The organism is Pseudomonas sp. LARHCG127, from assembly GCF_052871455.1.
In genome coordinates this window covers 218,309-240,077 of record NZ_JBIXJT010000011.1, presented here as the reverse complement: position 1 = coordinate 240,077, position 21,769 = coordinate 218,309, and the positions used below count along the sequence as shown (strand labels likewise).

Genomic DNA, 21,769 nt, shown 5'->3' with positions numbered 1-21,769 from the left:
AACTGTCCGTTTCAAGACTCTAACGACCGAACCTTTCGCTAACCTTTCAAAACCTTTCAGCGTGTTTTTTGGCTTCACAGTGGCGGATGCGGCTGTAAACTCCGCGCCAAAGAATGGCGTCGGCCATCCCTGAATCGAGGAATAACCCATGCGTGTCCTGCTCGTCGAAGACCATCTGCAGCTCGCCGAAAGCGTTGCCCAGGCGCTCAAGAGCACCGGTTTGACCGTGGATGTGTTGCATGATGGCGTCGCGGCCGACCTGGCCTTGAGCAGTGAGGAATACGCCGTGGCGGTCCTCGATGTTGGGCTGCCGCGCATGGACGGTTTCGAGGTGCTGGCGCGTCTGCGAGCCCGTGGCAAGACGTTGCCGGTGCTGATGCTGACCGCCCGCAGCGACGTCAAGGACCGCGTCCATGGCCTCAACCTGGGGGCCGACGATTACCTGGCCAAGCCATTCGAGCTCACCGAGCTGGAGGCCCGGGTCAAGGCCCTGCTGCGCCGCAGCGTACTGGGCGGAGAACGCCAGCAGCGCTGCGGCGGGCTGGTCTACGACCTGGACACCCGCCGTTTTACCCTCGACGATGAACTACTGACCCTGACCTCCCGCGAGCAAGCCGTGCTGGAAGCGTTGATTGCCCGGCCGGGGCGGGTGATGAGCAAGGAGCAACTGGCGGCCCAGGTGTTCGGACTGGACGAAGAGGCCAGCCCCGACGCCATCGAAATCTACGTCCACCGCCTGCGCAAGAAACTCGACGGCCATGCGGTGGCGATCGTCACGTTCCGCGGCTTGGGCTATCTGCTGGAAAATCGCAATGCATAAGCCCGACAGCCTGCGCTGGCGGTTGCTTCGCAACCTGGCCTTGCTGCTGGTGGTGCTGATGCTCGCCAGCGGTTTGAGCGCTTATTGGAACGGCCGCGAGGCGGCGGACACCGCCTATGACCGGACCCTGCTGGCCTCGGCCCGGACCATCGCCGCAGGCCTGTCCCAGCGCGACGGCAGCCTCAGCGCGGATGTGCCCTACGTGGCTCTGGACACCTTTGCCTACGACAGTGCCGGACGGATTTATTACCAGGTCAACGACATCGACAAGAAGTTGATTTCCGGCTACGAAAACCTCCCCGGCCCGCCACCCGGAACGCCCCGCACGGACGATTACCCAGCCCTGGCGCGTTTTTATAACGCTCAATACCAGGGGCAGAACGTGCGCGTGGTGAGCCTGCTCAAGGCCGTGAGCGAGCCGAACATGAACGGCATGGCGGAAATTCGCGTGGCCGAGACCGAAGAGGCGCGGGTCAGCATGGCCCGCAGCCTGATGGCCGACACGCTGTTGCGCCTGGGCATGCTGGCCGTGGGCGCGCTGCTGTTGGTGTGGTTCGCCGTCAGCGCGGCGCTGCGCCCGCTGGAGCGTTTGCGCACGGCAGTGGAGGAGCGTCAGCCGGACGATCTGCGGCCGTTGCCGCTGGTGGAGGTGCAGCACGAGTTATGGCCGCTGGTGCGGGCCCTCAACCATTTCACCGAGCGCCTGCGCGGGCAGTTCGAACGTCAGGCGCAGTTCATCGCCGATGCCGCCCACGAACTGCGCACGCCCTTGGCCGCGCTCAAGGCGCGCCTGGAGCTGGGCTTGCGCGCCAGCGAGCCGGTGACCTGGCGTGAAACCCTGGAAACCGCGGCCCAGGGGACCGATCGATTGACCCACCTGGCCAACCAGTTGTTGTCCTTGGCGCGGGTGGAAAATGGCGCCCGGGCCATTGCCGAAGGCGGCGCGCAGTTGCTCGATCTGAGCCAGTTGGCCCGTGAGCTGGGCATGGCCATGGCCCCGCTGGCCCATGCCCGAGGCGTGGCGCTGGCCCTGGAGGCCGACGAACCGGTATGGCTGCGGGGCGAGCCGACCTTGTTGAACGAGCTGTTGAGCAATCTGGTGGACAACGCCCTGGCCCACACGCCGTCGGGCGGCAACGTAATCCTGCGGGTGTCAGCGCCGGCGGTGCTGGAAGTCGAGGACGATGGCCCCGGCATTCCGTTGCATGAGCGGGATCGGGTATTCGAGCGGTTCTATCGACGTAACCAGCAAGTGGCCGGCTCGGGACTCGGGTTGGCGATCGTCGGCGAAATCTGCCGCGCGCACCTGGCGCAGATCACTTTGCACGACGGGCAGGAGCGTGGGTTGAAGGTGCGGGTGAGTTTTGTCCCGGGATAAACCTGGCGATGCCAAACCCTGTGGCGAGGTCGCGGGCTCCCGTGGGTTGGCTACCGCGCCATAAGCTTTTGCGGCCGCTACGCGACCGAGCGGGAGCAAGCTCCCTCGCCACAAAAGCAACTGCCTGACTGCAAAATAGCGGCATGGCCAAGAGGCCTTCGTGGCTTCAGATCCTTTTAATAGAACATCGACCGCGCTTCTTCGATATCCGCGCAGCGGGCCTTGTTTTCCGGGTCGATGCCCAGTTTCTTGAAGGCCGGGACGCCGAACACGTCGATCCTGGACAGCGGGTGGTCGGTGTCCTTGTAGCAGTACAGCGCAGCGACCTGCACCAGGTCGACATAATCGATTTGCTTGGAGTCCCGGCTGAAATCCAGGTACAGCCCTGGCAGCTTCACCAACCGCTCCGGAAACTCCCAGACACTGAGCAACTTGTCCCCCAGCACCGGGTGAATCGTCTCGATGACGTGGTTGAGGCTGACCGGGTCCGACAGCAATTCATTATTGTCTTGTGCATACGTGAGGATCGGCAGCACGCCGATCTGATGCACCAGCCCACCCAACGCGGCCTGGTCGGGCTTGAGTTGGGTGTAGCCGCGACACAGCGCATAGCTGACGCCGGCGATCTCCAGGCTCTTGCGCCAGACTTCGCGCATCTTCAGTTCCACCACCTCGGAGCGGGCATGGAAAATCTGCTCCATCACCAGGCCGATGGCCAGGTTGCTGCTGTAGTTGACGCCCAGTCGAGTGATGGCCGTGTGCAGGTCAGTGACTTCCTGGGTGGCGCGCAACAGCGGGCTGTTGACCACTTTTATCAGGCGTGCCGAGAGGGCCGTATCGCGGCCGATCACTTTGCTCAGGTTGCTGACGCTGATTTCCGGGTCTTCGGCGGCCCGGCGAATCTGCATGGCCACTTCCGGTAATGTTGGCAGAACCAGGTCGTCGTTATCGATGGCCTGTACCAAATCCCGTTGGACCTTATCCGCCAAATCGCTCATTTAGGTTCTCTAGAGTACTGCGGCAAATACTGCGATCAGCGCTGGATTTCGCGGTCGCGGTCCAGTTCGTAAGGCAGGTCCAACAATTGAAGGTGCGGGCCTTCCAAGGCACCGAGGTGCACATTGTCATCTTCTGCTGCTTCGGCCTGCAAAACCGCCAGCAGTTCAATGTTTCCCTCGCCGCGGGCGGCAATCACCACTTCGCCGATGGAACTGCCATGCGTGGGGGAGAACAGCGCCGTGCCGGGTTCCGGCAGTTCGCTGGCGTCCAGCCGCAGGCGATACAGGCGGCGCTTGAGCTTGCCCAGGTATTGCATGCGGGCGACGATTTCCTGGCCGGTGTAGCAGCCTTTCTTGAAACTGACGCCGCCGACGGCTTGAAGGTTGAGCATCTGTGGAATGAACAATTCGCGGGTGGCCGGCATGACTTGGCCGATCCCGGCGCGAATCTGACCCAGCAGCCACGGGTTCAGGTCCGCCTCGGCCAGTTCGGCGCCCAGGCGGGTGCGCAGTGCCTGGGCCTGGTCGGCGGGGACCCACAATTCGGCGCGGCCGGGGGAAACACGGATGGCGATCAAGGCTTCATGGCGCGCCACGCTGTCGGTGTCGCTCGGCAGTTCCAGGCCCAGGCCGGCCAGGGTCGTGTCGGCGTTTTCCAGGCCGAAGCGAACCCAGGCGGCGCTTTCGTCGGTGAGCTTGGATTTGGAGAACACGGCATATTTTTTCAGATCCGCCAGTTGCGGTTCGAGCAGTTCGGTGGCCATGGCCATCAACACGCCGTCGCCTTCGAGCAGGATGCGGAAACTCGATTGCATCCGGCCTTTCTGGGTGCAGCGGGCGCCGAGGCTGGCCCGGCTGTCGCTCAGGTAGTCGAGGTTGCAGGTCAATTGGCCTTGCAGGAATTTGCTGGCATCCACGCCGCGGACCGCGAGGACGCCTTCGTGGGACAGGGTGCAGAAAAAAGCGAAATCAGCCATGGGTCATCGCAGGGTAAAAAGTCTGGTAGACATCATAAGGGGACGCCCTTGAAATGGGTAGTTCACAAAGGATCGATGGCGCCCGACCAAAGCTGTCTGTTCCGCTGCGGTGGGGCCTGTATACTTGCGCTCTATTTGAGGAGCGCTCCATGGTCGAAGACGTTGAACTGAATCGCCTCTACTGGCACAGCCGCCGCGGCATGCTTGAGCTGGATGTGTTGCTGGTGCCGTTCGTGAAAGAGGTTTATCCCCATCTCAATGAAGTGGACCGTGCGTGCTACGTCCGCTTGCTCGAATGCGAGGATCAGGACATGTTCGGCTGGTTCATGGAGCGCAGCGAATCCGAAGACCCTGAGTTGCAGCGCATGGTCCGGATGATCCTGGACCGTGTCCAGCCCAAGTAATCGCTTCGAATGCCGCTGGCAGGCCTCCGGGCAACTGCTGGCGGCTTACCTGCTGGCCCAGGTGTTCGCTTTGGGTTCGTTGTTCCTGTTGTCCGTGCCGTCCTGGTGCGCGGCGCTTGGCGTCGTAGTGTGCCTGGCCCATGGCGCCTGGGTCATTCCTCGACATTTATGGCTGACCCATCGCCGGGCCTTTTGCGGGTTGCGGCGTAATGCCGCCGGTTGGCAGCTCTGGAGCCGGGCCGACGGCTGGCGGGCTGTGCAATTCCGTCCCGACAGCCTGGCGCTGCCGATGATCATCGTGCTGCGCTTTCGCCTGCAGGGCGAGCGGCGGGTTCGCTCGCTGTGCGTGCCCCGCGACGCGCTGGCGCCGGATGTCCATCGGCGCCTGCGAGTGCAGCTCAGGTTCAGTCGGCGTAGGTGGGCGGCACCAGGATAGTGTCCAGCGCCTCGGGCAGCAGGTTCGGGTAGTCGAGGGTGTAATGCAGCCCCCGGCTTTCCTTGCGCTCCATGGCCGAGCGAATCATCAGTTCGGCCACCTGGGCCAGGTTGCGCAACTCGATCAGGTCGCGGCTGACTTTGTAGTTGCTGTAGAACTCGTCGATCTCATCCAGCAGCAAGCGCACCCGGTGCTGTGCCCGTTGCAGGCGCTTGTTGGTGCGCACGATGCCGACGTAGTCCCACATGAAGCGCCGCAGCTCGTCCCAGTTGTGGGCGATAATCACGTCTTCGTCCGAGTCGGTGACCTGGCTGGCGTCCCACGAGGGCAGGGCGACCGGAATGGCGATCTGTGGCAATTGCTCGAGGATGTCCGCTGCCGCCGAGCGGGCGTAGACGAAACATTCCAGCAGCGAGTTGCTGGCCATGCGGTTGGCGCCGTGCAGGCCGGTGAAGCTGGTTTCGCCAATGGCGTAGAGGCCCGGCACATCGGTGCGGCCGCGTTGGTCGACCATCACGCCACCGCAGGTGTAATGCGCTGCCGGCACCACCGGGATCGGTTGCTTGGTGATGTCGATGGAGAATTCCAGGCAGCGCTCGTACACCGTCGGGAAGTGGCTCTTGATGAACGCTTCGGGCTTGTGGCTGATGTCCAGGTAGACGCAATCGATACCCAGGCGCTTCATTTCATGGTCGATGGCCCGGGCGACGATGTCCCGTGGTGCCAGTTCGGCGCGCGGGTCGAAGCGTTGCATGAAGCGTTCGCCGTTGGGGAGTTTCAAATGAGCCCCTTCGCCACGCAAGGCCTCGGTCACCAGGAAACTCTTGGCCTGTGGGTGGTAGAGGCAAGTGGGGTGGAACTGGTTGAACTCCAGGTTCGCCACCCGGCAACCCGAGCGCCAGGCCATGGCGATGCCGTCGCCGCAGGCGCCATCGGGGTTGCTGGTATAAAGGTAGACTTTCGCCGCACCCCCGGACGCCAGGATGACGAAGCGCGCGCCGTAGGTGTCGACTTCACCGGTGCCGCGATTGAGCACGTAGGCGCCGAGGCAGCGATCACCGTCCAGGCCCAGGCGTTTTTCGGTGATCAGGTCGACCGCGACGCGCTGTTCCAGCAATTCGATGTTCGGCCGTTGTCGCGCCTGGGCGAGCAGGGTCTTGAAGATCGCCGCGCCCGTGGCGTCGGCTGCGTGAATGATGCGCCGATGGCTGTGGCCGCCTTCGCGAGTCAGGTGGAACTCGAAACCGCCGTCTTCGGTGCTCGATTGTTCGTCACGGGTAAACGGCACGCCCTGGTCGATCAGCCACTGGATGGCTTCCCGGCTGTGCTCGACCGTGAAGCGCACCGCTTGCGGATCACAAAGGCCGCCGCCAGCGTTGAGGGTGTCGTCGACGTGGGATTCAATGGTGTCGGTATCGTCCAGCACGGCGGCGACGCCGCCCTGGGCCCAGAAGGTCGAACCGTTGGCCAGGTCGCCCTTGCTCAGTACTGCGATGCGCAAGTGCGCAGGCAAGGTCAGGGCCAGGCTCAATCCGGCGGCACCGCTGCCGATTACCAGAACATCATGTTGGAACTGTTGGCTCATTCGAATGGTTTCCGCTCAAGGCGACCCGGGTCGGGGTTGGCGCCAGACACCGCTTCAACGGGTCGGGCAGCCACGCAGCCCACTAGTATATAGAGGGGGGGATCGGCACAATAGCCGGGCATTCATGGCAATGTGAAACCAGTGTGACAGAAAAGCGGCACGCTTCGTCGGATCAGCCGGTTGGCTCTGAGTCGACAAAGGCGTCTGTTTCGAAGACAGAACGCTGTTTATCACGTCATGGTCGTCCATTATTCTATTTGCGACGCTGGAAATAGCGGGAACTTTTGACAGGCGCCTACGTTCAATAGACGGTTGTCTGCAAAAGGGAGCAGCGTCGGGTTGATGCAGGATTTCGATTGGAATCCCTGCCAACAGGCCCGGCGACAGATTATTCGCGCAGCCGGGGAATCTCCTGCTGCGTTTTTCGTGCGTGCCGAGATCAGAGCGCGTCGGAAACTTGCTTGGAAGGGGGAGAACTTTTGCGAAAAGCCCGAGTCTATGTTTGCAAGCCCGGTCAATTAGTAATGCAAGCCTCCTTCGAGCTTATCGAGGAGTGTTCATGCTAACCCAGGAAGAGGATCAGCAGCTGGTCGAGCGCGTCCAACGCGGCGACAAGCGAGCTTTCGATCTGCTAGTGCTGAAATACCAGCACAAAATTCTCGGGTTGATCGTGCGTTTCGTGCACGACACCCATGAAGCGCAGGATGTCGCTCAGGAAGCCTTCATCAAGGCCTACCGCGCACTTGGTAATTTTCGCGGTGACAGCGCGTTTTATACGTGGCTTTACCGCATCGCCATCAACACGGCGAAAAACTATCTGGTTTCACGCGGCCGCCGGCCGCCGGATAGCGATGTAAGTTCTGAAGATGCCGAGTTCTACGATGGCGATCATGGCCTCAAGGATCTCGAATCACCGGAACGTGCGTTGCTGCGGGATGAGATCGAAGGCACCGTCCATCGAACCATCCAGCAACTGCCTGAAGATTTGCGTACGGCTTTAACTTTACGTGAGTTCGACGGTCTGAGTTACGAAGACATTGCGAGCGTCATGCAATGTCCTGTGGGCACCGTGCGCTCCCGGATTTTCCGCGCTCGGGAGGCCATTGATAAAGCCCTGCAACCGTTGTTGCAGGAAAACTAGAGACAGCGGCGACAGCCAAGAGAGGAACGCCATGAGTCGTGAAGCCCTGCAGGAATCGCTGTCCGCAGTTATGGACAACGAAGCGGACGAACTTGAATTACGTCGGGTATTGAATGCCTTCGACGATGTTGAAACACGTGAGACCTGGGCTCGTTACCAGATCGCCCGGGCTGTGATGCACAAGGACTTGTTGCTTCCTCGCCTGGACATCGCTGCCGCCGTTTCTGCTGCATTGGCTGACGAAGCCGTACCGGCAAAAGCTTCTCGCGGACCATGGCGCAGCCTGGGTCGCCTGGCGGTAGCCGCGTCGGTCACCGTCGCTGTACTGGCGGGTGTACGTCTGTACAACCAGGATGAGATTGCCGGCGTGCAGATGGCGCAGCAGTCCAATCAGCCTGGCTTGGCCGCTCCTCAGGTCAAGGGCCCAGCGGTATTGGCCGGTTACAGCGAAGGTTCGGAAACCGCAGGCCCAATGGCCAACGGTGTTCTGCAAGGCCAGCCTGGCTGGCATGATCAGCGCCTGCCCAACTACCTGCGTCAGCATGCCCAGCAAGCTGCCCTGAAAGGTACCGAAAGCGCGCTGCCTTACGCCCGTGCCGCCAGCCTGGAAAACCGTTAATAAGGAAAGCCATTGCGCGCCATACCTCTATTCACGCTTCTGCTTGGTGGCTGGTGTGCAATTCCAGCCCATGCCGATGAGGCTCAGGACTGGTTGAACCGCCTGAGTCAAGCCGAGCAACAGCAGAGCTTCCAGGGCACTTTCGTTTACGAGCGCAACGGTAGTTTTTCTACCCATAACATCTGGCATCGCGTCCAGGATGGCAAGGTCCGCGAGCGGTTACTCCAGCTCGACGGCTCGGCACAGGAAGTCGTGCGCATTGATGGGCATACTCAATGCGTAAGCGGCTCCTTGATCCCGGGGCTGGGCAATACACCGGACAGCACTTCACGTGCGCTCGATCCGCAAAAACTCAAGAATTGGTATGACCTTGCAGTCATTGGCAAGTCACGTGTGGCCGGACGTCAAACGGTCATCGTTGCGCTGACGCCCAAGGACCAGCATCGCTATGGCTTCGAGCTGCACCTGGACAGAGAAACCGGCCTGCCGCTCAAATCCTTGTTACTCAATGACAAGGGCCAGTTGCTCGAGCGCTTCCAGTTTACCCGCATGAATCTCGCCGCGCCCGCAGACGCTGATTTGCAGGCCAGCGCCGATTGCAAGGCTGTCACGCAGGATCCTGGCAAGGCCGTCGCGGCGAAAACCGCCTGGCACTCGGACTGGCTGCCGCCCGGCTTCGAGCTGACCAGCAGTGCCGCACGCAAGGACCCGGACTCCCAGGTCCAGGTCAGCAGCCTGATGTATGACGACGGGCTCGCGCGCTTCTCGGTGTTCCTGGAGCCATTGAACGGTGCCAACGCCACCGATACCCGTACCCAGCTCGGCCCGACGGCGGCCGTGTCTCGCAGGCTGACGACGCCCCAGGGCGAAATGATGGTCACGGTGGTCGGTGAAATTCCTATCGGTACGGCGGAACGGATCGCGCTGTCCATGCGCTCTGACGTCACGGCGACCCAATAACCTGCTGGCTGCACGGGTGATTCGATTGCGCGAGAGGCCGATGACGCCAGGGCTTGATCGAAATGCCGAAACTTCCTGTCAGCATTTTCATTTGCAAAAACTCAGCTTTTTTTCTATAGGTCAGAGCCGCTCGGCTCTGGCCTTGTCTGTTCCCGGAACAAAAATACCGGCGTATCTTTCCCTGGTATTCCTTGCTCCATATCGCTTAACCATGCTCGTCGTAACGGGAGCCGTATGTCGATACCACGCTTGAAAACCTATCTCTCCATTTTTGCCACCGTGCTTGTGCTCGGCCAGGCCGTTCCTGCCGTGGCGGTGGAATTGCCCGATTTCACGCAACTGGTCGAGCAGGCTTCACCCGCCGTGGTGAACATCAGCACCACCCAGAAGCTGCCGGATCGCCGTGTATCGGACCCGCAGATGCCGGACCTGGAAGGCTTGCCGCCCATGCTGCGGGAGTTCTTCGAGCGCGGCATGCCGCAACAGCCGCGCTCGCCCGGCGGTGGCCGCCAGCGCGAAGCGCAATCCCTGGGCTCGGGGTTCATCATTTCGCCTGATGGCTACATCCTGACCAACAACCATGTGATCGCCGACGCCGACGAAATCCTGGTGCGCCTGGCCGACCGCAGCGAACTCAAGGCCAAGCTGATCGGCACCGACCCACGTTCCGACGTGGCGCTGTTGAAAATCGAAGGCAAGGACCTGCCGGTGCTCAAGCTGGGCAAATCCCAGGACCTGAAAGCCGGCCAATGGGTGGTGGCCATCGGTTCGCCGTTCGGCTTCGATCACACCGTGACCCAGGGCATCGTCAGCGCCATCGGTCGCAGCCTGCCGAACGAAAACTACGTGCCGTTCATCCAGACCGACGTGCCGATCAACCCGGGTAACTCCGGTGGCCCGCTGTTCAACCTCGACGGTGAAGTGGTCGGCATCAACTCCCAGATCTATACCCGTTCGGGCGGCTTCATGGGCGTTTCCTTCGCCATTCCGATCGACGTGGCCATGGACGTGTCCAACCAGCTGAAAAGCGAAGGCAAGGTCAGCCGTGGCTGGTTGGGCGTGGTGATCCAGGAAGTGAACAAGGATCTGGCCGAGTCGTTCGGGCTGGATAAACCTGCCGGTGCGCTGGTGGCGCAGATCCAGGAAGGTGGCCCGGCTGCCAAGGGCGGCCTGCAAGTGGGTGACGTGATCCTGAGCATGAACGGCCAGCCGATCGTCATGTCCGCGGACCTGCCGCACCTGGTGGGCGCTCTCAAGGCCGGCGCCAAGGCTAATCTGGAAGTGATTCGCGAAGGCAAGCGCAAGAACGTCGAACTGACCGTCGGCGCCATTCCTGAAGAAGGCAAGGAACTGGATTCGCTGCCAAAATCCGGCGTCGAGCGCAGCAGCAACCGCCTGGGCGTGGCCGTGGCCGAGCTGACCGAAGAGCAGAAACGCACCCTGGAACTGCAGGGCGGTGTGGTGATCAAGGAAGTGCAGGACGGCCCTGCCGCGCTGATCGGTCTCCAGCCGGGCGACATCATCACGCACCTGAACAACCAGGCCATTGGTTCGGCCAAGGAGTTCACCGACATCGCCAAGGCATTGCCGAAGAATCGTTCGGTGTCGATGCGGGTCCTGCGCCAGGGGCGCGCGAGCTTCATCACCTTCAAGCTGGCCGAATGACGGGTTAGCGGCTCATAAAAAACCGCCTCGAGAGAGGCGGTTTTTTATTGCCTGGCCAATGCTCAGCCCATCATGTCCTTGACCATGCGCTCCTGCTCCATGAGTTCCCGCTGGCGCGCATCGATGCGTGACGAAAGGGGGAAGTTGGTGCCGGCGCGCCGTTTGGCGAAGTCCAGTTGCTGGATGGCCTGACGGTAATCGCCCACCAGGGCGAAGTACTCGGCACGGGCCTGATGCAGGCCAATGATGTTGCCGGACAGCCCACGGGTCTCGGCCACCATGTACCAGACGTCCGGATCGTCCGGGCGTGACTTGAGCAGGGTTTCCAGGGCCTTCTCGGCGTCGGCGGGACGGTTCTGCTTGAGCAGCAGGTCGACGCGGACCTGGTTGAGCGGATAATTGCCTGGGTACTGGCTCAGCATCCGGTCGACGCGGGACTGAGCGTCGGCCAGTTTGTTGCTGGTGATGTCCAGGTCCACCAGGGCGAGGTTGTAGATGATCTCGTTGGGTGATTTGGCCAGCAGCGGCTTGAGGTTCTCCCGAGCTTCGTTCAACTGACCGCCCTTGATCTGCGCGATCGCCAGGCCATAGCGTGCCACGTCGTTCTTCGGGTTCTCGTCCAGCTGTGCCCGGAAGCGCTTGGCGGCCAGGCCCGGGGTTTCTTCATAGGTCAGTTGGACCCGTGCACGAATCAATTGATAGCGCACGCTGTCCTCGATGCCGCCCGGCCTGGCCTGTTCGGCGCGGTTACGGGTGTCGGCGATCCGCGATTCGGTCACCGGGTGAGTCAGCAGGAATTCCGGGGGCTTGGCGTCGAACCGATACTGGCGCATCAGGCGCTCGAACATGGTGGGCATGGACCGCGGGTCGTAGCCGGCCTTTTCCAGGTTCTGGATGCCGATGCGGTCGGCTTCCTGTTCGTTCTGGCGCGAGAAGCGCCGTTGTTCCTGGATGGCGGCGGCCTGGGTCCCGGCGATGGCGGCGATCCCGGCGTCACCGCCACCGGCAGCGGCAATCACGATGCCGGCCAGCAGTGCGGCCATCATCGGCACCTGCATGCGTTGCTGGGCTTCGACGCCACGGGCGAAGTGGCGCTGTGACAAGTGGGCCAGTTCGTGGGCCATGACCGAGGCGTATTCGCCTTCGGTCTGGGCGTTGAGGAACAGGCCGCCGTTGACCCCGACGATCCCGCCCGGTGCGGCGAAGGCGTTGAGCTGCGGACTGTTGATCAGGATGAATTCCAGGCGCCGGTCGTTGACCTGGCTGGTCTCCACTAACTTGTAGACGCTGGTTTCGACGTAGTCCTTGAGCTGTGGATCGTTGAGCTGTGAAACCTGGCTGCGCAGCAGGGCCAGCCAGGCGCGACCCAATTGGTGCTCCTGTTCTGGCGAGACGATGGCAGAACTGGCATCGCCAAGTGACGGCAAGTCGTCGGCGAAGCCCGGTGAGGCAAGCAGGCAAGCGATCGTCAGCAGGGTGGGGCGCAGAAATGTCATGCACGAGGCCTTAGTTGACAAAGACCCTACTGTAGCCGGACACCGGGCCCGGGACCAGATATTCTAGGCCGCTCAACGACCTGCCGCGGAGCGAACCCATGACTGATGCTGTAGCCCACGATGCCGAACTGGACGCCAGTGGCCTGAACTGTCCGTTGCCGTTGCTCAAGGCCAAGCTGGAACTCAATCGCCTGGCCAGCGGCAGTGTGCTCAAGGTGATCGCCACGGATGCGGGCTCGCAACGTGACTTTCGCACCTTCGCCCGATTGGCCGGTCATACGCTGCTGCGTGAAGAAGACGAAAACGGCGTCTACCGTTATTGGCTGAAAAAAGCCTGAAAGCACCGACAGCGTCCTTAAGGATTTTTAATGTTCAAAGTGTTACGCGACTGGATTCAGCGCTACTTCTCCGATGAAGAGGCGGTGGTCCTGGCAGTGCTGTTGTTCCTGGCCTTTACCGCCGTGCTCACGTTGGGCGGCATGCTGGCGCCGGTGCTGGCGGGGATGGTGCTGGCGTACCTGATGCAGGGGCTGGTCACGACGCTGGAGCGTCTGCGGCTGCCCGGCACCGCGGCAGTGGGGCTGGTGTTCGCCCTGTTCATGGGTGTGCTGGTGGTGTTTCTCGTGGTGATCGTGCCGTTGCTCTGGCACCAGTTGGTGACCCTGTTCAATGAGTTGCCAGGCATGCTCGCCAAATGGCAATCCTTGCTGTTGCTGCTGCCCGAGCGTTATCCGCACCTGGTGTCCGATGAGCAAGTGTTGCAGACCATCGAAGTGGTGCGCGGCGAGATTGGCAAGTTCGGCCAATGGGCGCTGACGTTTTCACTGTCCAGCCTGCCGCTGCTGGTCAACATCATGATCTACCTGGTACTGGTGCCGATCCTGGTGTTTTTCTTCCTCAAGGACCGGGAAATGATCGGGCGTTGGGTTCGCGGCTACCTACCGCGCGAGCGGGCGCTGATTACCCGCGTGGCTCAGGAGATGAACCGGCAGATCGCCAATTACATTCGCGGAAAAGTCATCGAGATCTTCATCTGCGGCGGCGTGACCTACATCGGCTTCGTGACCATGGGGCTCAACTATGCTGCCCTGTTGGCGCTGCTGGTGGGCATTTCGGTGGTGGTGCCTTACGTCGGCACGGTGGTGGTGACCGTGCCGGTGGCCTTGATTGCCCTGTTCCAATGGGGCTGGAGCGATCAGTTCATCTACCTGATGGCGGTCTACGGGATCATCCAGACCCTGGACGGCAACGTGCTGGTCCCGCTGCTGTTCTCCGAGGCGGTGAACCTGCACCCGGTGGCGATCATCTGCGCGGTGCTGCTGTTTGGCGGGCTGTGGGGGTTCTGGGGGGTGTTCTTTGCGATTCCCCTGGCGACGCTGTTCAAGGCGGTGCTGGATGCGTGGCCGAGCAAGGAGCCGGTGGTGGCGCCGTTGTTGTAGCTTGTAATGGGGGTGATGCTGATGGCCTCATCGCGAGCAAGCTCGCTCCCACATTGGATTGGTGGTGTTAATCAAATCCCTGTGGGAGCGAGCCTGCTCGCGATGGCGCCAGTACAGGCGGCGAAAATTTCAGGCCTTGTTCAGGGCCTGGGCCGCCACCAACACCGCATCCACATGCCCCGGCACTTTCACGCCACGCCATTCCTGGCGCAGCACACCCTCCTTGTCGATCAGAAAGGTGCTGCGATCAACGCCCAGGTACTCCTTGCCATAGAGCTTTTTCAACTTGATCACGTCGAACAATTGGCAGATGGCCTCGTCCTTGTCGCTGATCAGCTCGAACGGGAACTCCTGTTTGCACTTGAAGTTCTCGTGAGACTTGAGGCTGTCCCGGGAAACGCCGAACACTTCAGTGTTGGCGGCTTGGAACTGCGCATATTGATCGCGAAAACCCTGGCCTTCGGTGGTGCAGCCAGGGGTGCTGTCCTTGGGGTAGAAATAGATCACCACCTGCTTGCCCTTGAGGGCGGCGAGGCTGATCGTCTGCCCGCTGGTGGCGGGCGCTTGGAAATCGGTAACCGGCTGGTCGACGGCAACGGCCATGAACGCTTCCTTACATTGGGTTTTGTGGGCGCCACGGCTCGATCAGGGCATCCAGGTTCATCGCATCGGCGAAGTCCAGGAACTGATCGCGCAGCCAACTGATCTGGGTGCCGGCCGGCAGGGTCACGGTGAACGTGGCGTTGAGCATGGTGCCGCCGGTCTGCGGAGCCTGGTAGGTGTCGCAGGTCAGGTTTTCCAGCTCGACGTGATGGTCCATGAAGAACTGGCACAGCTCGTTGATGATGTCCGGACGGTAGGCCGAGCTCACGTAGGCCACGTAGGGCAGGGCCTGGGGACGGTTCTCCAGGGCGGCGCTGCGCACCACGTTGACGGTAAAGGCATGCTTCTTGGCCAGCACCGGCAGGCTGCCTTCCAGGCGCGCCAGGGCGTCCCAGCTGCCGGAGATCTCGAGCACGAGTGCACTGCATTCGCCATGACGGGTCAGGCGTGAGGTCACGACGGCGCAGCGATTTTCATGGCTGGCGCGGCACAGGACGTTAGTCAGCTCCATGGGGTTGGCGCCGAGGGCACTGATAACAAGGAATTGTTCGCGGACTGTGGGGGTGGACATGCAGCATTCCTAAAGCGATGAGCGGTCGGTACCTTTGCCGCTCGACACGGCGCCCGGCCCCGGAAAACAAACGGCTCAAGCCTGGTGCCCGGGTTGTGCTGCATTCCGTGACAGCAGGAATGCACCAGGACAAACCCGGGATCGGGGCTTGTGGCGTCGAAAACGGAGGCTGGAAACCGGCGTATGAGCTTGTCGGTACCGATCAAAGCCTGAAGGGTAGCGAAAACCAACGCCAAGGGGAATGGTAGTTCGCTTGTACAAGCATCTTGGCGCCAGTACCATTACGCTCTCTTTTTCCGGCAGGAGCGGTTTCATGATTGCGGGCAGTATGGTGGCTCTGGTCACACCCATGGATGCAGACGGGCGTCTTGACTGGGACAGCCTCAGCAAACTCGTGGACTTCCACCTTGAGAACGGCACCCATGCCATTGTCGCCGTCGGTACCACCGGCGAGTCGGCAACGCTTGATGTAGAAGAACACATCGCCGTGATCAAAGCCGTGGTCAAGCAAGTTGCCGGGCGCATTCCGGTCATCGCCGGCACGGGCGCCAACTCGACCCGCGAAGCCGTCGAGCTGACCCGCAACGCCAAGGAAGCCGGTGCCGACGCCTGCCTGCTGGTCGTCCCGTACTACAACAAGCCGACCCAGGAAGGCTTGTACCAGCACTTCAAGCACATTGCCGAAGCCGTCGACATCCCGCAGATCCTCTACAACGTTCCCGGCCGCACCTCCTGCGACATGCAGGCCGAGACCGTGATCCGCCTGTCCACTGTGCCGAACATCATCGGCATCAAGGAAGCCACCGGCGACATGAAGCGCGCCAAGGCCATCCTCGATGGCGTGGGCAAGGACTTCATCGTGCTGTCCGGTGATGATCCGACCGCGGTCGAGCTGATCCTGCTGGGTGGCAAGGGCAACATCTCCGTCACTGCCAACGTCGCGCCGCGCGAAATGGCCGACCTGTGCGAGGCCGCGCTCAAGGGCGACGCCGAGACCGCACGGGCCATCAACGAAAAACTGATGCCGTTGCACAAGGACCTGTTCATCGAGGCCAACCCGATTCCGGTGAAGTGGGCCTTGGTCGAAATGGGCTTGATGCACGATGGCATCCGCCTGCCACTGACCTGGTTGAGCACCCCCTGTCACGAACCGCTGCGGCAGGCCCTGCGCCAGTCCGGCGTCCTGGTTTAATTGAGGAAGTACAACGCATGAAGCGAATGGCCGGACTTTCCGCACTTGCCTTGATTATCTCCAGCACCAGCGGCTGCGGATGGATCTGGGGGCCGGAGGGTTACTTCCGCGACCGTGGTAGTGATTACCTGCAAGCGCAACAGACTGCACCGATGCAACTGCCGCAAGACGTCAGCGTCGCAAAGCGCCTGGATCCGTTGCTGCCGATCCCGCGCAACGTCGCGGACGACAGCGTGAAGGGCGAATACATCGTTCCGCGTCCACAGCCGCTGTCGGCCGTGGCCGATGCCAGCGACTACACCCTGCAGAAGAGTGGCGATTCCAGCTGGGTCATGGGCCAGCACCCGCCGGCCGAAGTCTGGCCCGTGGCGATCCAGTTCTTCCAGGACAACGGTTTCCGCCTGGACGAACAGCGCCCGCAAACCGGCGAGTTCACCACCACCTGGCAGCGTTCCGATGAACTGTCCGCCGCCATGGCCAAGCGCCTGGGCGCCGCCGGTGTCGCGGCCGACAGCGAAACCCGCGTGCGGGTGCGCATCGAGCCGGGCGTGCAGCGCAACACCAGTGAAATCTACGTGGTCAGCGCCGAGCGTCCTGCCGGCAGCACCGCCGACGTGGCCTTCACCAACCGTTCGGTCAATACCGGTCTCGACGCTGCGTTGGTGGACGACATGCTTGCGAGCATGAGCCGTACCGCAGAGCAGGGCGGTTCGGTGTCGATGCTGGCGACCCGGGACTACGATACGCCGAGCCGCGTCAGCCTGAACGAAGACGGCAGCGGCAACCCGGTGCTCAACGTCGGCTCCGACCTGGACCGTGCCTGGTCGAGTGTTGGCCGTGCGCTGGAGCAGGGCGAGTGGCGCGTTGAAGACATCAACCGCAGCCTGGGCCTGTACTACATCAACCTGGCTGAAAAGGCCGAGAGGAAAGACGAGAAGCCTGGCTTCTTCAGTGGCCTGTTCGGCAGCAAGCCGGACAAGGAAGAAGTCGAAGCCCGCGCCGAGCGTTATCAGGTTCGCCTGAGCAAGGTCGGCGACAACGTCCAGGTCACCGTCGAGAAAAACATCAATACCGTGGCGCCGGCCGATGTGGCCCGCAAGGTGTTGAGCGTGATTCAGGACAACCTGGGCTGATCCGATGCGTTTTGCCGTTCTCGGCAGCGGTAGCCAGGGCAACGGCACGCTGATCGCCAGCGCCGGCACGTACGTGCTGGTCGATTGTGGTTTCTCCCTGCGGGAAACCGAGAAGCGCCTGTTGCGCCTGGGTGTGCACCCGGCGCAACTGAGCGCGATACTCGTGACCCACGAACATGCCGACCACGTGCATGGCGTGGGTTTGCTGTCTCGGCGCTACAATCTGCCGGTGTACCTGAGCCGTGGCACGCTGGAAGGCCTGCGCAAGCCCATCGAGCCAGCCGGTTTCGTGGTCGGTGGCGAGCAACTGCGTATCGGTGGCCTGGACATCAGCGTGGTCAGTGTGGCCCATGATGCCCGGGAGCCAACGCAGTATGTATTCAGCGACGGCGAGCGGCGCTTCGGGTTGCTGACCGACCTGGGGTCGTATTGCGACAGGGTGATGGACAGTTACCGGGACCTCGATGCGTTGATGATCGAGTCCAACCACTGCCGTGACATGCTGGCCCGTGGTTACTACCCGTACTTTCTCAAGCAGCGGGTCGGCGGGGAGCACGGACATTTGAACAACCACCAGGCCGCGTTCCTGGTGGCCGAGTTGGGCTGGCAAGGCCTGCAACACCTGGTCCTGGCCCATCTGAGCAGCAAGAACAACCTGCCGCAGCTGGCCCGGCAATGTTTTGTCGACACCCTCGGGTGCGACCCGGACTGGCTGCAACTGGCCGATCAAGATTCAGGGCTCGACTGGCGACATATCGCCTAGCCCACTACTTAGCAAGCGGAGCCCATCATGGAAAAACGTGAAGAACTCTACCGCGGCAAAGCCAAGTCGGTTTACAAGACCGACGACGCTGACCGCTTGATCCTGCTGTTTCGTAACGACACCTCGGCGTTCGACGGCAAGCGCATCGAACAGCTGGACCGCAAGGGCATGGTGAACAACAAGTTCAACGCCTTCATCATGCAAAAGCTCGAAGCCGCCGGCGTGCCGACCCAGTTCGACAAGCTGCTGGGCGACAACGAATGCCTGGTCAAGAAGCTGGACATGATCCCGGTCGAATGCGTCGTGCGTAACTACGCCGCCGGCAGCCTGGTCAAGCGCCTGGGCGTGGAAGAGGGCATGAAGCTCAACCCTTACACCTTCGAGCTGTTCCTGAAGGACGACGCCAAGGGCGACCCGTTCATCAACGAATCCCACGTCGTGGCATTCGGTTGGGGCACCGCCGAGCAACTGGCGCGCATGAAGGAATTGTCCCTCAAGGTCAACGACGTGCTGACCAAGCTGTTCGACGACGCCGGCCTGCTGCTGGTGGACTTCAAGCTTGAATTCGGTGTGTTCAGCGACGGCTCCATCGTCCTGGGCGACGAGTTCAGCCCGGACGGCTGCCGCCTCTGGGACAAGGACACCAAGAAGAAAATGGACAAGGACCGCTTCCGCCAAGGCCTCGGTGACGTCATCGAAGCCTACGAAGAAGTCGCCCAGCGCCTGGGTGTGCCGCTGTAATCGACGCAAGCATCTGATAGCACGGAAAAAATTTCGCTCGGGGGTTCGCTTCCGGCGAATGTGCTGGTATGATGCGCGCCACTGGAGAGATGCCGGAGTGGCCGAACGGGACGGATTCGAAATCCGTTGTACTGGCGACAGTACCTAGGGTTCAAATCCCTATCTCTCCGCCATTATTGTGTATGACTAAGCCCCTGAAATGGTTGAACATTTCAGGGGCTTTTTCGTTTCTGACGTTTGGTTTAGAGTGTTTTTGGGCATAACGGAAGCCCCATAGCTGCTCAGGGAACTGTGCCGGCCAATTTGTAATTGGAGGCTTGATCCCGTTACAAGATCAAGGTCCTGCTTCGTTTGTATTAAAAAACGTAAGGCATCCCCATCCCAAACTCCAACCGAGTAAACTCGGTCAGCGCACGTGCATAACGCCCCACTCCGCAGGAGAATCCGTGAAACTCAGTCATCTATCTTTGCGCGATTACCGCTGTTTTGATGCGCTCGAAATCGATTTTCAGCCGGACCTTACCGTTTTGGTCGCGGCCAACGGTGCAGGCAAAACATCGATTCTCGACGCTATCGCGATAGCGTTTGGGCCTTACGTTGGTGCCTTCGATGAGGCCGTGGGCAAGCACTTTGAACCTAGTGATATTCGCCAGTTTCGAGCGAGAGCCACGCTTACCCATGAGATGGAGTACGCCTCCAAGGGCGTCAGACTTGAAGCGAAGGGGATAATCCCTGGCAGCATCGAGGAGCAACTTGATAATTTACCGTCGGCCTGGCGCCGAAGCCTCACAGGTCCGACGAAAACCAAGACCTCGGTCAAAGACGCCAAGGAGTTGAGAGATTACGGCAAGCGTATGCAGGAAGCTGTTCGTACGCCTGGTAGCGACGTGGTCTTGCCTCTGCTCGCCTACTATGGCACTGGCCGTTTATGGCAACAGAAAAATCAAAAGAAGCAGTCGTGGTCCGAGAAAATTGTGCGGACATCTCGTACTGTGGGGTATACCGACTGCCTGGACCCGGCCTCCAAATACAAAGCGTTCGTGGAGTGGTTTCGGTACTGGAACTTCAATGCCAAAGAGCTACGCATCAAGGCTCTGGAGTCGAGGGAAACGGCTGGTGTAAGTGAGTTTGATGGGTATATCAAATCAGTCGGTGCGGCCGTTAACGCGTGCCTCGAACCCGTCGGCTGGAAAAATATCGAGTACTCGTTCTCACGTGATGCTCTGGTCGCCCACCATGAAGAGTTCGGTGAACTTCCTGTTGAACTCTTGAGTGATGGTATTCGTAATATGATTGGCATGGTTGCAGATATCGGATTTCGGGCAACCAAACTCAATGGCCATCTAGGACCACACGCTGCGAAATCTACGCCAGGAATTGTGCTCATTGATGAGGTGGATATGCACCTTCATCCTCGATGGCAGCAGACGATTCTCATGCAGCTTAGAGATGCATTTCCTAAGCTTCAGTTCATCGTGACCACTCACAGCCCACAGGTCCTAACGACCGTACCTTCCGAGTGCATTCGCATCCTTCGGGGTAATAAAGTTTATTCAGCTCCACCTGGAACGGAGGGTGCGGAACCGGAGCGAATGCTCAAACAGGTGCTAGGGCTGGAAGAGGTGCGCCCGCCTGATAACCTAGCCACACAAGAGTTAAAGGAATACTTAGCGCTAGTTGACGGAGATCAATGGAATATTGAGCGAGCAAAAACGCTACGCGAGCGATTGGATCGACGCTACCAAGGGCAGGAACCTGCCTTGCTGGATGCCGATTTGCAAATTGAAAACCGTAAATGGGAGTTGGGCGATTGAAGCGGGTGGCAGGGACAGCCGAGCCTGATGAATTAAAAAGCTATCGTGAGGCCAATCCAACGTGTAGTTGGGAGGCGATGCGCCAGGATGCACGCGGGCGTGCGGTCTATGACGTGATTCGCCCACGGCTGATCGAAGGGCAAGGGGGTATTTGCGCCTTCTGTGAAATCAAGATAAATAATGATGATCCGACGCACTGCCGCGTCGAGCATTTTCATCCCAAGTCAGACAGAGCGACACCTCACAACTGGGCGCTGGATTGGAACAACATGATCGCTGTCTGCATGGGAGGATCGCAACGACACCACGCCGTACCATATGCGAAGGAGCCTTTACCTGAGAATCTCAGCTGCGATGCGCATAAGGATAAAATGATCCAGAGCCGTTGGTTAGAGGAGCGCTGCGAGGGGTGGATTATCAATCCGCTAGCTTTACCCGCTTTCCCCAGGCTTTTTTTCTTAAAAAAAAGTACCGGAGAATTGTTGGCGGATGAGGCATGTTGCGCGGAAGTCAGCGTGGAGGGGAATAAGCATCCCACTACCCAGGCGCTGGTAGAGCACACGATCAGCATGCTGAATCTAAATTGCGATCGTTTGTGTGAAGCTCGGAAGCGCATACTTTGGCATATCGAGCGTAACAAAAAGCAGCTGCGCGATGCTGCGAAAACACCCCAGCAAGGTATGGATGAGTTGGCTCACCGTTTTTTACGTCAACGGTGGCCGGGCTTCTTCACTACTATCCGTTTCTGCTTGGGGGCAGCAGCGGAACAATATCTACAAAACAACCGGTATCGCGGGTAATGGTAATATCCGAGCGACAAAAGCACTTCATTGTCTAACTGCATGGCAGTACGGCTCGGAAGGTTTCCGCCAAGGGTGGCGTTGCCGACGTTGATGCGGATGGTCACCAGCCATGCTGTCCCGGCGTATGCGGGCATGAACGCTGGCATGGTCAATTCGACGCTGCAGGTCGGTAACGCGCTCAGCTTCGTGGTAATTGGGAGGGGGCTTTTACACGATCCTCGACGCAAGCAC

General features: G+C 60.6%; 22 protein-coding genes and 1 tRNA gene. 17 read left to right on the top strand and 6 right to left on the bottom strand.

Annotated elements, in window-relative coordinates:
• Positions 1-148 precede the first annotated feature (148 nt).
• Complete coding sequence (locus ACIPQ1_RS19925; protein WP_003198779.1) at positions 149-820, top strand: response regulator; 672 nt, start codon at positions 149-151, stop codon at positions 818-820.
• Positions 813-2,198 (top strand): sensor histidine kinase, encoded by a 1,386-nt coding sequence (locus tag ACIPQ1_RS19920; protein WP_186704542.1) that lies wholly within the window; start codon positions 813-815, stop codon positions 2,196-2,198. Before ACIPQ1_RS19925 ends, ACIPQ1_RS19920 begins: the two co-directional genes overlap by 8 nt.
• 176 nt (positions 2,199-2,374) lie before the next feature.
• Here ACIPQ1_RS19920 and ACIPQ1_RS19915 read toward each other — a convergent pair whose 3' ends face one another.
• Both ACIPQ1_RS19915 and ygfZ read right to left on the bottom strand, forming a co-directional pair.
• Positions 2,375-3,196 (bottom strand): HDOD domain-containing protein, encoded by an 822-nt coding sequence (locus ACIPQ1_RS19915; protein WP_186704543.1) that lies wholly within the window; start codon positions 3,194-3,196, stop codon positions 2,375-2,377.
• 35 nt (positions 3,197-3,231) lie between these two features.
• Entirely contained in the window at positions 3,232-4,173 is a 942-nt protein-coding gene (gene ygfZ, locus ACIPQ1_RS19910) for a CAF17-like 4Fe-4S cluster assembly/insertion protein YgfZ (RefSeq protein ID WP_250962740.1), read from the bottom strand.
• Positions 4,174-4,322: 149 nt separating this feature from the next.
• Between ygfZ and ACIPQ1_RS19905 the strand changes: the two genes are divergently transcribed.
• Positions 4,323-4,577 carry an FAD assembly factor SdhE gene (locus tag ACIPQ1_RS19905; RefSeq protein ID WP_003184348.1) on the top strand — a complete coding sequence of 85 codons (255 nt, stop codon included), beginning with the start codon at positions 4,323-4,325 and terminating at the stop codon, positions 4,575-4,577.
• Positions 4,561-5,013 (top strand): protein YgfX, encoded by a 453-nt coding sequence (locus ACIPQ1_RS19900; protein WP_250962741.1) that lies wholly within the window; start codon positions 4,561-4,563, stop codon positions 5,011-5,013. The genes ACIPQ1_RS19905 and ACIPQ1_RS19900 overlap by 17 nt, the downstream gene beginning before the upstream one ends.
• On the opposite strand, the gene nadB is transcribed toward ACIPQ1_RS19900, so the two are convergent.
• Complete coding sequence (gene nadB, locus ACIPQ1_RS19895; protein WP_411386735.1) at positions 4,982-6,598, bottom strand: L-aspartate oxidase; 1,617 nt, start codon at positions 6,596-6,598, stop codon at positions 4,982-4,984. The genes ACIPQ1_RS19900 and nadB overlap by 32 nt on opposite strands.
• 559 nt (positions 6,599-7,157) lie before the next feature.
• On the opposite strand from nadB, the gene rpoE reads away from it, so the two are divergent.
• The 4 genes from rpoE (at position 7,158) to ACIPQ1_RS19875 (ending at position 10,983) form a co-directional block, all read left to right on the top strand.
• A complete protein-coding gene (gene rpoE / locus ACIPQ1_RS19890) occupies positions 7,158-7,739 on the top strand; it encodes an RNA polymerase sigma factor RpoE (RefSeq protein WP_003172477.1) in 582 nt (193 codons plus the stop codon).
• Positions 7,740-7,770: 31 nt separating this feature from the next.
• Positions 7,771-8,358: a sigma-E factor negative regulatory protein gene (locus ACIPQ1_RS19885; RefSeq protein ID WP_053120046.1), complete on the top strand. Its 588-nt coding sequence runs from the start codon at positions 7,771-7,773 to the stop codon at positions 8,356-8,358.
• 12 nt (positions 8,359-8,370) lie between these two features.
• Entirely contained in the window at positions 8,371-9,318 is a 948-nt protein-coding gene (locus tag ACIPQ1_RS19880) for a MucB/RseB C-terminal domain-containing protein (RefSeq protein ID WP_250962743.1), read from the top strand.
• Between the two features lie 234 nt (positions 9,319-9,552).
• Positions 9,553-10,983, top strand: a complete 1,431-nt coding sequence (locus ACIPQ1_RS19875; protein WP_411386737.1) for a DegQ family serine endoprotease — start codon at positions 9,553-9,555, stop codon at positions 10,981-10,983.
• 62 nt (positions 10,984-11,045) lie between these two features.
• Here ACIPQ1_RS19875 and ACIPQ1_RS19870 read toward each other — a convergent pair whose 3' ends face one another.
• A complete protein-coding gene (locus tag ACIPQ1_RS19870; protein WP_446534664.1) occupies positions 11,046-12,479 on the bottom strand; it encodes a M48 family metalloprotease in 1,434 nt (477 codons plus the stop codon).
• A gap of 98 nt (positions 12,480-12,577) precedes the next feature.
• On the opposite strand from ACIPQ1_RS19870, the gene ACIPQ1_RS19865 reads away from it, so the two are divergent.
• Both ACIPQ1_RS19865 and ACIPQ1_RS19860 read left to right on the top strand, forming a co-directional pair.
• Positions 12,578-12,817, top strand: coding sequence for a sulfurtransferase TusA family protein (locus tag ACIPQ1_RS19865; protein ID WP_053120054.1), 240 nt, complete (start codon positions 12,578-12,580; stop codon positions 12,815-12,817).
• A 30-nt stretch (positions 12,818-12,847) separates the two neighbouring features.
• On the top strand, positions 12,848-13,918 hold the full coding sequence (locus tag ACIPQ1_RS19860) for an AI-2E family transporter (RefSeq protein ID WP_186704550.1): 1,071 nt from the start codon (positions 12,848-12,850) through the stop codon (positions 13,916-13,918).
• A 129-nt stretch (positions 13,919-14,047) separates the two neighbouring features.
• On the opposite strand, the gene ACIPQ1_RS19855 is transcribed toward ACIPQ1_RS19860, so the two are convergent.
• Together ACIPQ1_RS19855 and ACIPQ1_RS19850 are read right to left on the bottom strand one after the other, a co-directional pair.
• Positions 14,048-14,521, bottom strand: a complete 474-nt coding sequence (locus tag ACIPQ1_RS19855) for a peroxiredoxin (RefSeq protein ID WP_250962747.1) — start codon at positions 14,519-14,521, stop codon at positions 14,048-14,050.
• Positions 14,522-14,531: 10 nt separating this feature from the next.
• A complete protein-coding gene (locus ACIPQ1_RS19850) occupies positions 14,532-15,092 on the bottom strand; it encodes a glycine cleavage system protein R (protein WP_003184325.1) in 561 nt (186 codons plus the stop codon).
• Between the two features lie 313 nt (positions 15,093-15,405).
• On the opposite strand from ACIPQ1_RS19850, the gene dapA reads away from it, so the two are divergent.
• The 7 genes from dapA to ACIPQ1_RS19815 all read left to right on the top strand — a co-directional run bounded on the left by dapA (position 15,406) and on the right by ACIPQ1_RS19815 (position 21,535).
• On the top strand, positions 15,406-16,284 hold the full coding sequence (gene dapA / locus ACIPQ1_RS19845; protein WP_186704552.1) for a 4-hydroxy-tetrahydrodipicolinate synthase: 879 nt from the start codon (positions 15,406-15,408) through the stop codon (positions 16,282-16,284).
• Positions 16,285-16,301: 17 nt separating this feature from the next.
• Positions 16,302-17,417 (top strand): outer membrane protein assembly factor BamC, encoded by a 1,116-nt coding sequence (bamC, locus tag ACIPQ1_RS19840; RefSeq protein ID WP_446534663.1) that lies wholly within the window; start codon positions 16,302-16,304, stop codon positions 17,415-17,417.
• Between the two features lie 4 nt (positions 17,418-17,421).
• Positions 17,422-18,180 (top strand): MBL fold metallo-hydrolase, encoded by a 759-nt coding sequence (locus ACIPQ1_RS19835; protein WP_446534662.1) that lies wholly within the window; start codon positions 17,422-17,424, stop codon positions 18,178-18,180.
• A 27-nt stretch (positions 18,181-18,207) separates the two neighbouring features.
• Positions 18,208-18,921 (top strand): phosphoribosylaminoimidazolesuccinocarboxamide synthase, encoded by a 714-nt coding sequence (gene purC, locus ACIPQ1_RS19830; protein ID WP_030141208.1) that lies wholly within the window; start codon positions 18,208-18,210, stop codon positions 18,919-18,921.
• Positions 18,922-19,004: 83 nt separating this feature from the next.
• Positions 19,005-19,094 (top strand) — tRNA-Ser (locus ACIPQ1_RS19825).
• 273 nt (positions 19,095-19,367) lie between these two features.
• Positions 19,368-20,735: an AAA family ATPase gene (locus tag ACIPQ1_RS19820; protein ID WP_446534661.1), complete on the top strand. Its 1,368-nt coding sequence runs from the start codon at positions 19,368-19,370 to the stop codon at positions 20,733-20,735.
• A 5-nt stretch (positions 20,736-20,740) separates the two neighbouring features.
• Positions 20,741-21,535: a retron system putative HNH endonuclease gene (locus tag ACIPQ1_RS19815; protein WP_446534671.1), complete on the top strand. Its 795-nt coding sequence runs from the start codon at positions 20,741-20,743 to the stop codon at positions 21,533-21,535.
• Positions 21,536-21,769 lie beyond the last annotated feature (234 nt).

What these genes read in the sequence shown, in the direction of transcription:
- ACIPQ1_RS19925 (WP_003198779.1), top strand. Translation starts at nt 149, where the DNA reads ATGCGTGTCCTGCTCGTCGAAGACCATCTGCAGCTCGCCGAAAGCGTT.
- ACIPQ1_RS19920 (WP_186704542.1), top strand. Translation starts at nt 813, where the DNA reads ATGCATAAGCCCGACAGCCTGCGCTGGCGGTTGCTTCGCAACCTGGCC.
- ACIPQ1_RS19915 (WP_186704543.1), bottom strand. Translation starts at nt 3,196, where the DNA reads ATGAGCGATTTGGCGGATAAGGTCCAACGGGATTTGGTACAGGCCATC.
- ygfZ (WP_250962740.1), bottom strand. Translation starts at nt 4,173, where the DNA reads ATGGCTGATTTCGCTTTTTTCTGCACCCTGTCCCACGAAGGCGTCCTC.
- ACIPQ1_RS19905 (WP_003184348.1), top strand. Translation starts at nt 4,323, where the DNA reads ATGGTCGAAGACGTTGAACTGAATCGCCTCTACTGGCACAGCCGCCGC.
- nadB (WP_411386735.1), bottom strand. Translation starts at nt 6,598, where the DNA reads ATGAGCCAACAGTTCCAACATGATGTTCTGGTAATCGGCAGCGGTGCC.
- rpoE (WP_003172477.1), top strand. Translation starts at nt 7,158, where the DNA reads ATGCTAACCCAGGAAGAGGATCAGCAGCTGGTCGAGCGCGTCCAACGC.
- ACIPQ1_RS19885 (WP_053120046.1), top strand. Translation starts at nt 7,771, where the DNA reads ATGAGTCGTGAAGCCCTGCAGGAATCGCTGTCCGCAGTTATGGACAAC.
- ACIPQ1_RS19875 (WP_411386737.1), top strand. Translation starts at nt 9,553, where the DNA reads ATGTCGATACCACGCTTGAAAACCTATCTCTCCATTTTTGCCACCGTG.
- ACIPQ1_RS19870 (WP_446534664.1), bottom strand. Translation starts at nt 12,479, where the DNA reads ATGACATTTCTGCGCCCCACCCTGCTGACGATCGCTTGCCTGCTTGCC.
- ACIPQ1_RS19865 (WP_053120054.1), top strand. Translation starts at nt 12,578, where the DNA reads ATGACTGATGCTGTAGCCCACGATGCCGAACTGGACGCCAGTGGCCTG.
- ACIPQ1_RS19860 (WP_186704550.1), top strand. Translation starts at nt 12,848, where the DNA reads ATGTTCAAAGTGTTACGCGACTGGATTCAGCGCTACTTCTCCGATGAA.
- ACIPQ1_RS19855 (WP_250962747.1), bottom strand. Translation starts at nt 14,521, where the DNA reads ATGGCCGTTGCCGTCGACCAGCCGGTTACCGATTTCCAAGCGCCCGCC.
- ACIPQ1_RS19850 (WP_003184325.1), bottom strand. Translation starts at nt 15,092, where the DNA reads ATGTCCACCCCCACAGTCCGCGAACAATTCCTTGTTATCAGTGCCCTC.
- dapA (WP_186704552.1), top strand. Translation starts at nt 15,406, where the DNA reads ATGATTGCGGGCAGTATGGTGGCTCTGGTCACACCCATGGATGCAGAC.
- bamC (WP_446534663.1), top strand. Translation starts at nt 16,302, where the DNA reads ATGAAGCGAATGGCCGGACTTTCCGCACTTGCCTTGATTATCTCCAGC.
- ACIPQ1_RS19835 (WP_446534662.1), top strand. Translation starts at nt 17,422, where the DNA reads ATGCGTTTTGCCGTTCTCGGCAGCGGTAGCCAGGGCAACGGCACGCTG.
- purC (WP_030141208.1), top strand. Translation starts at nt 18,208, where the DNA reads ATGGAAAAACGTGAAGAACTCTACCGCGGCAAAGCCAAGTCGGTTTAC.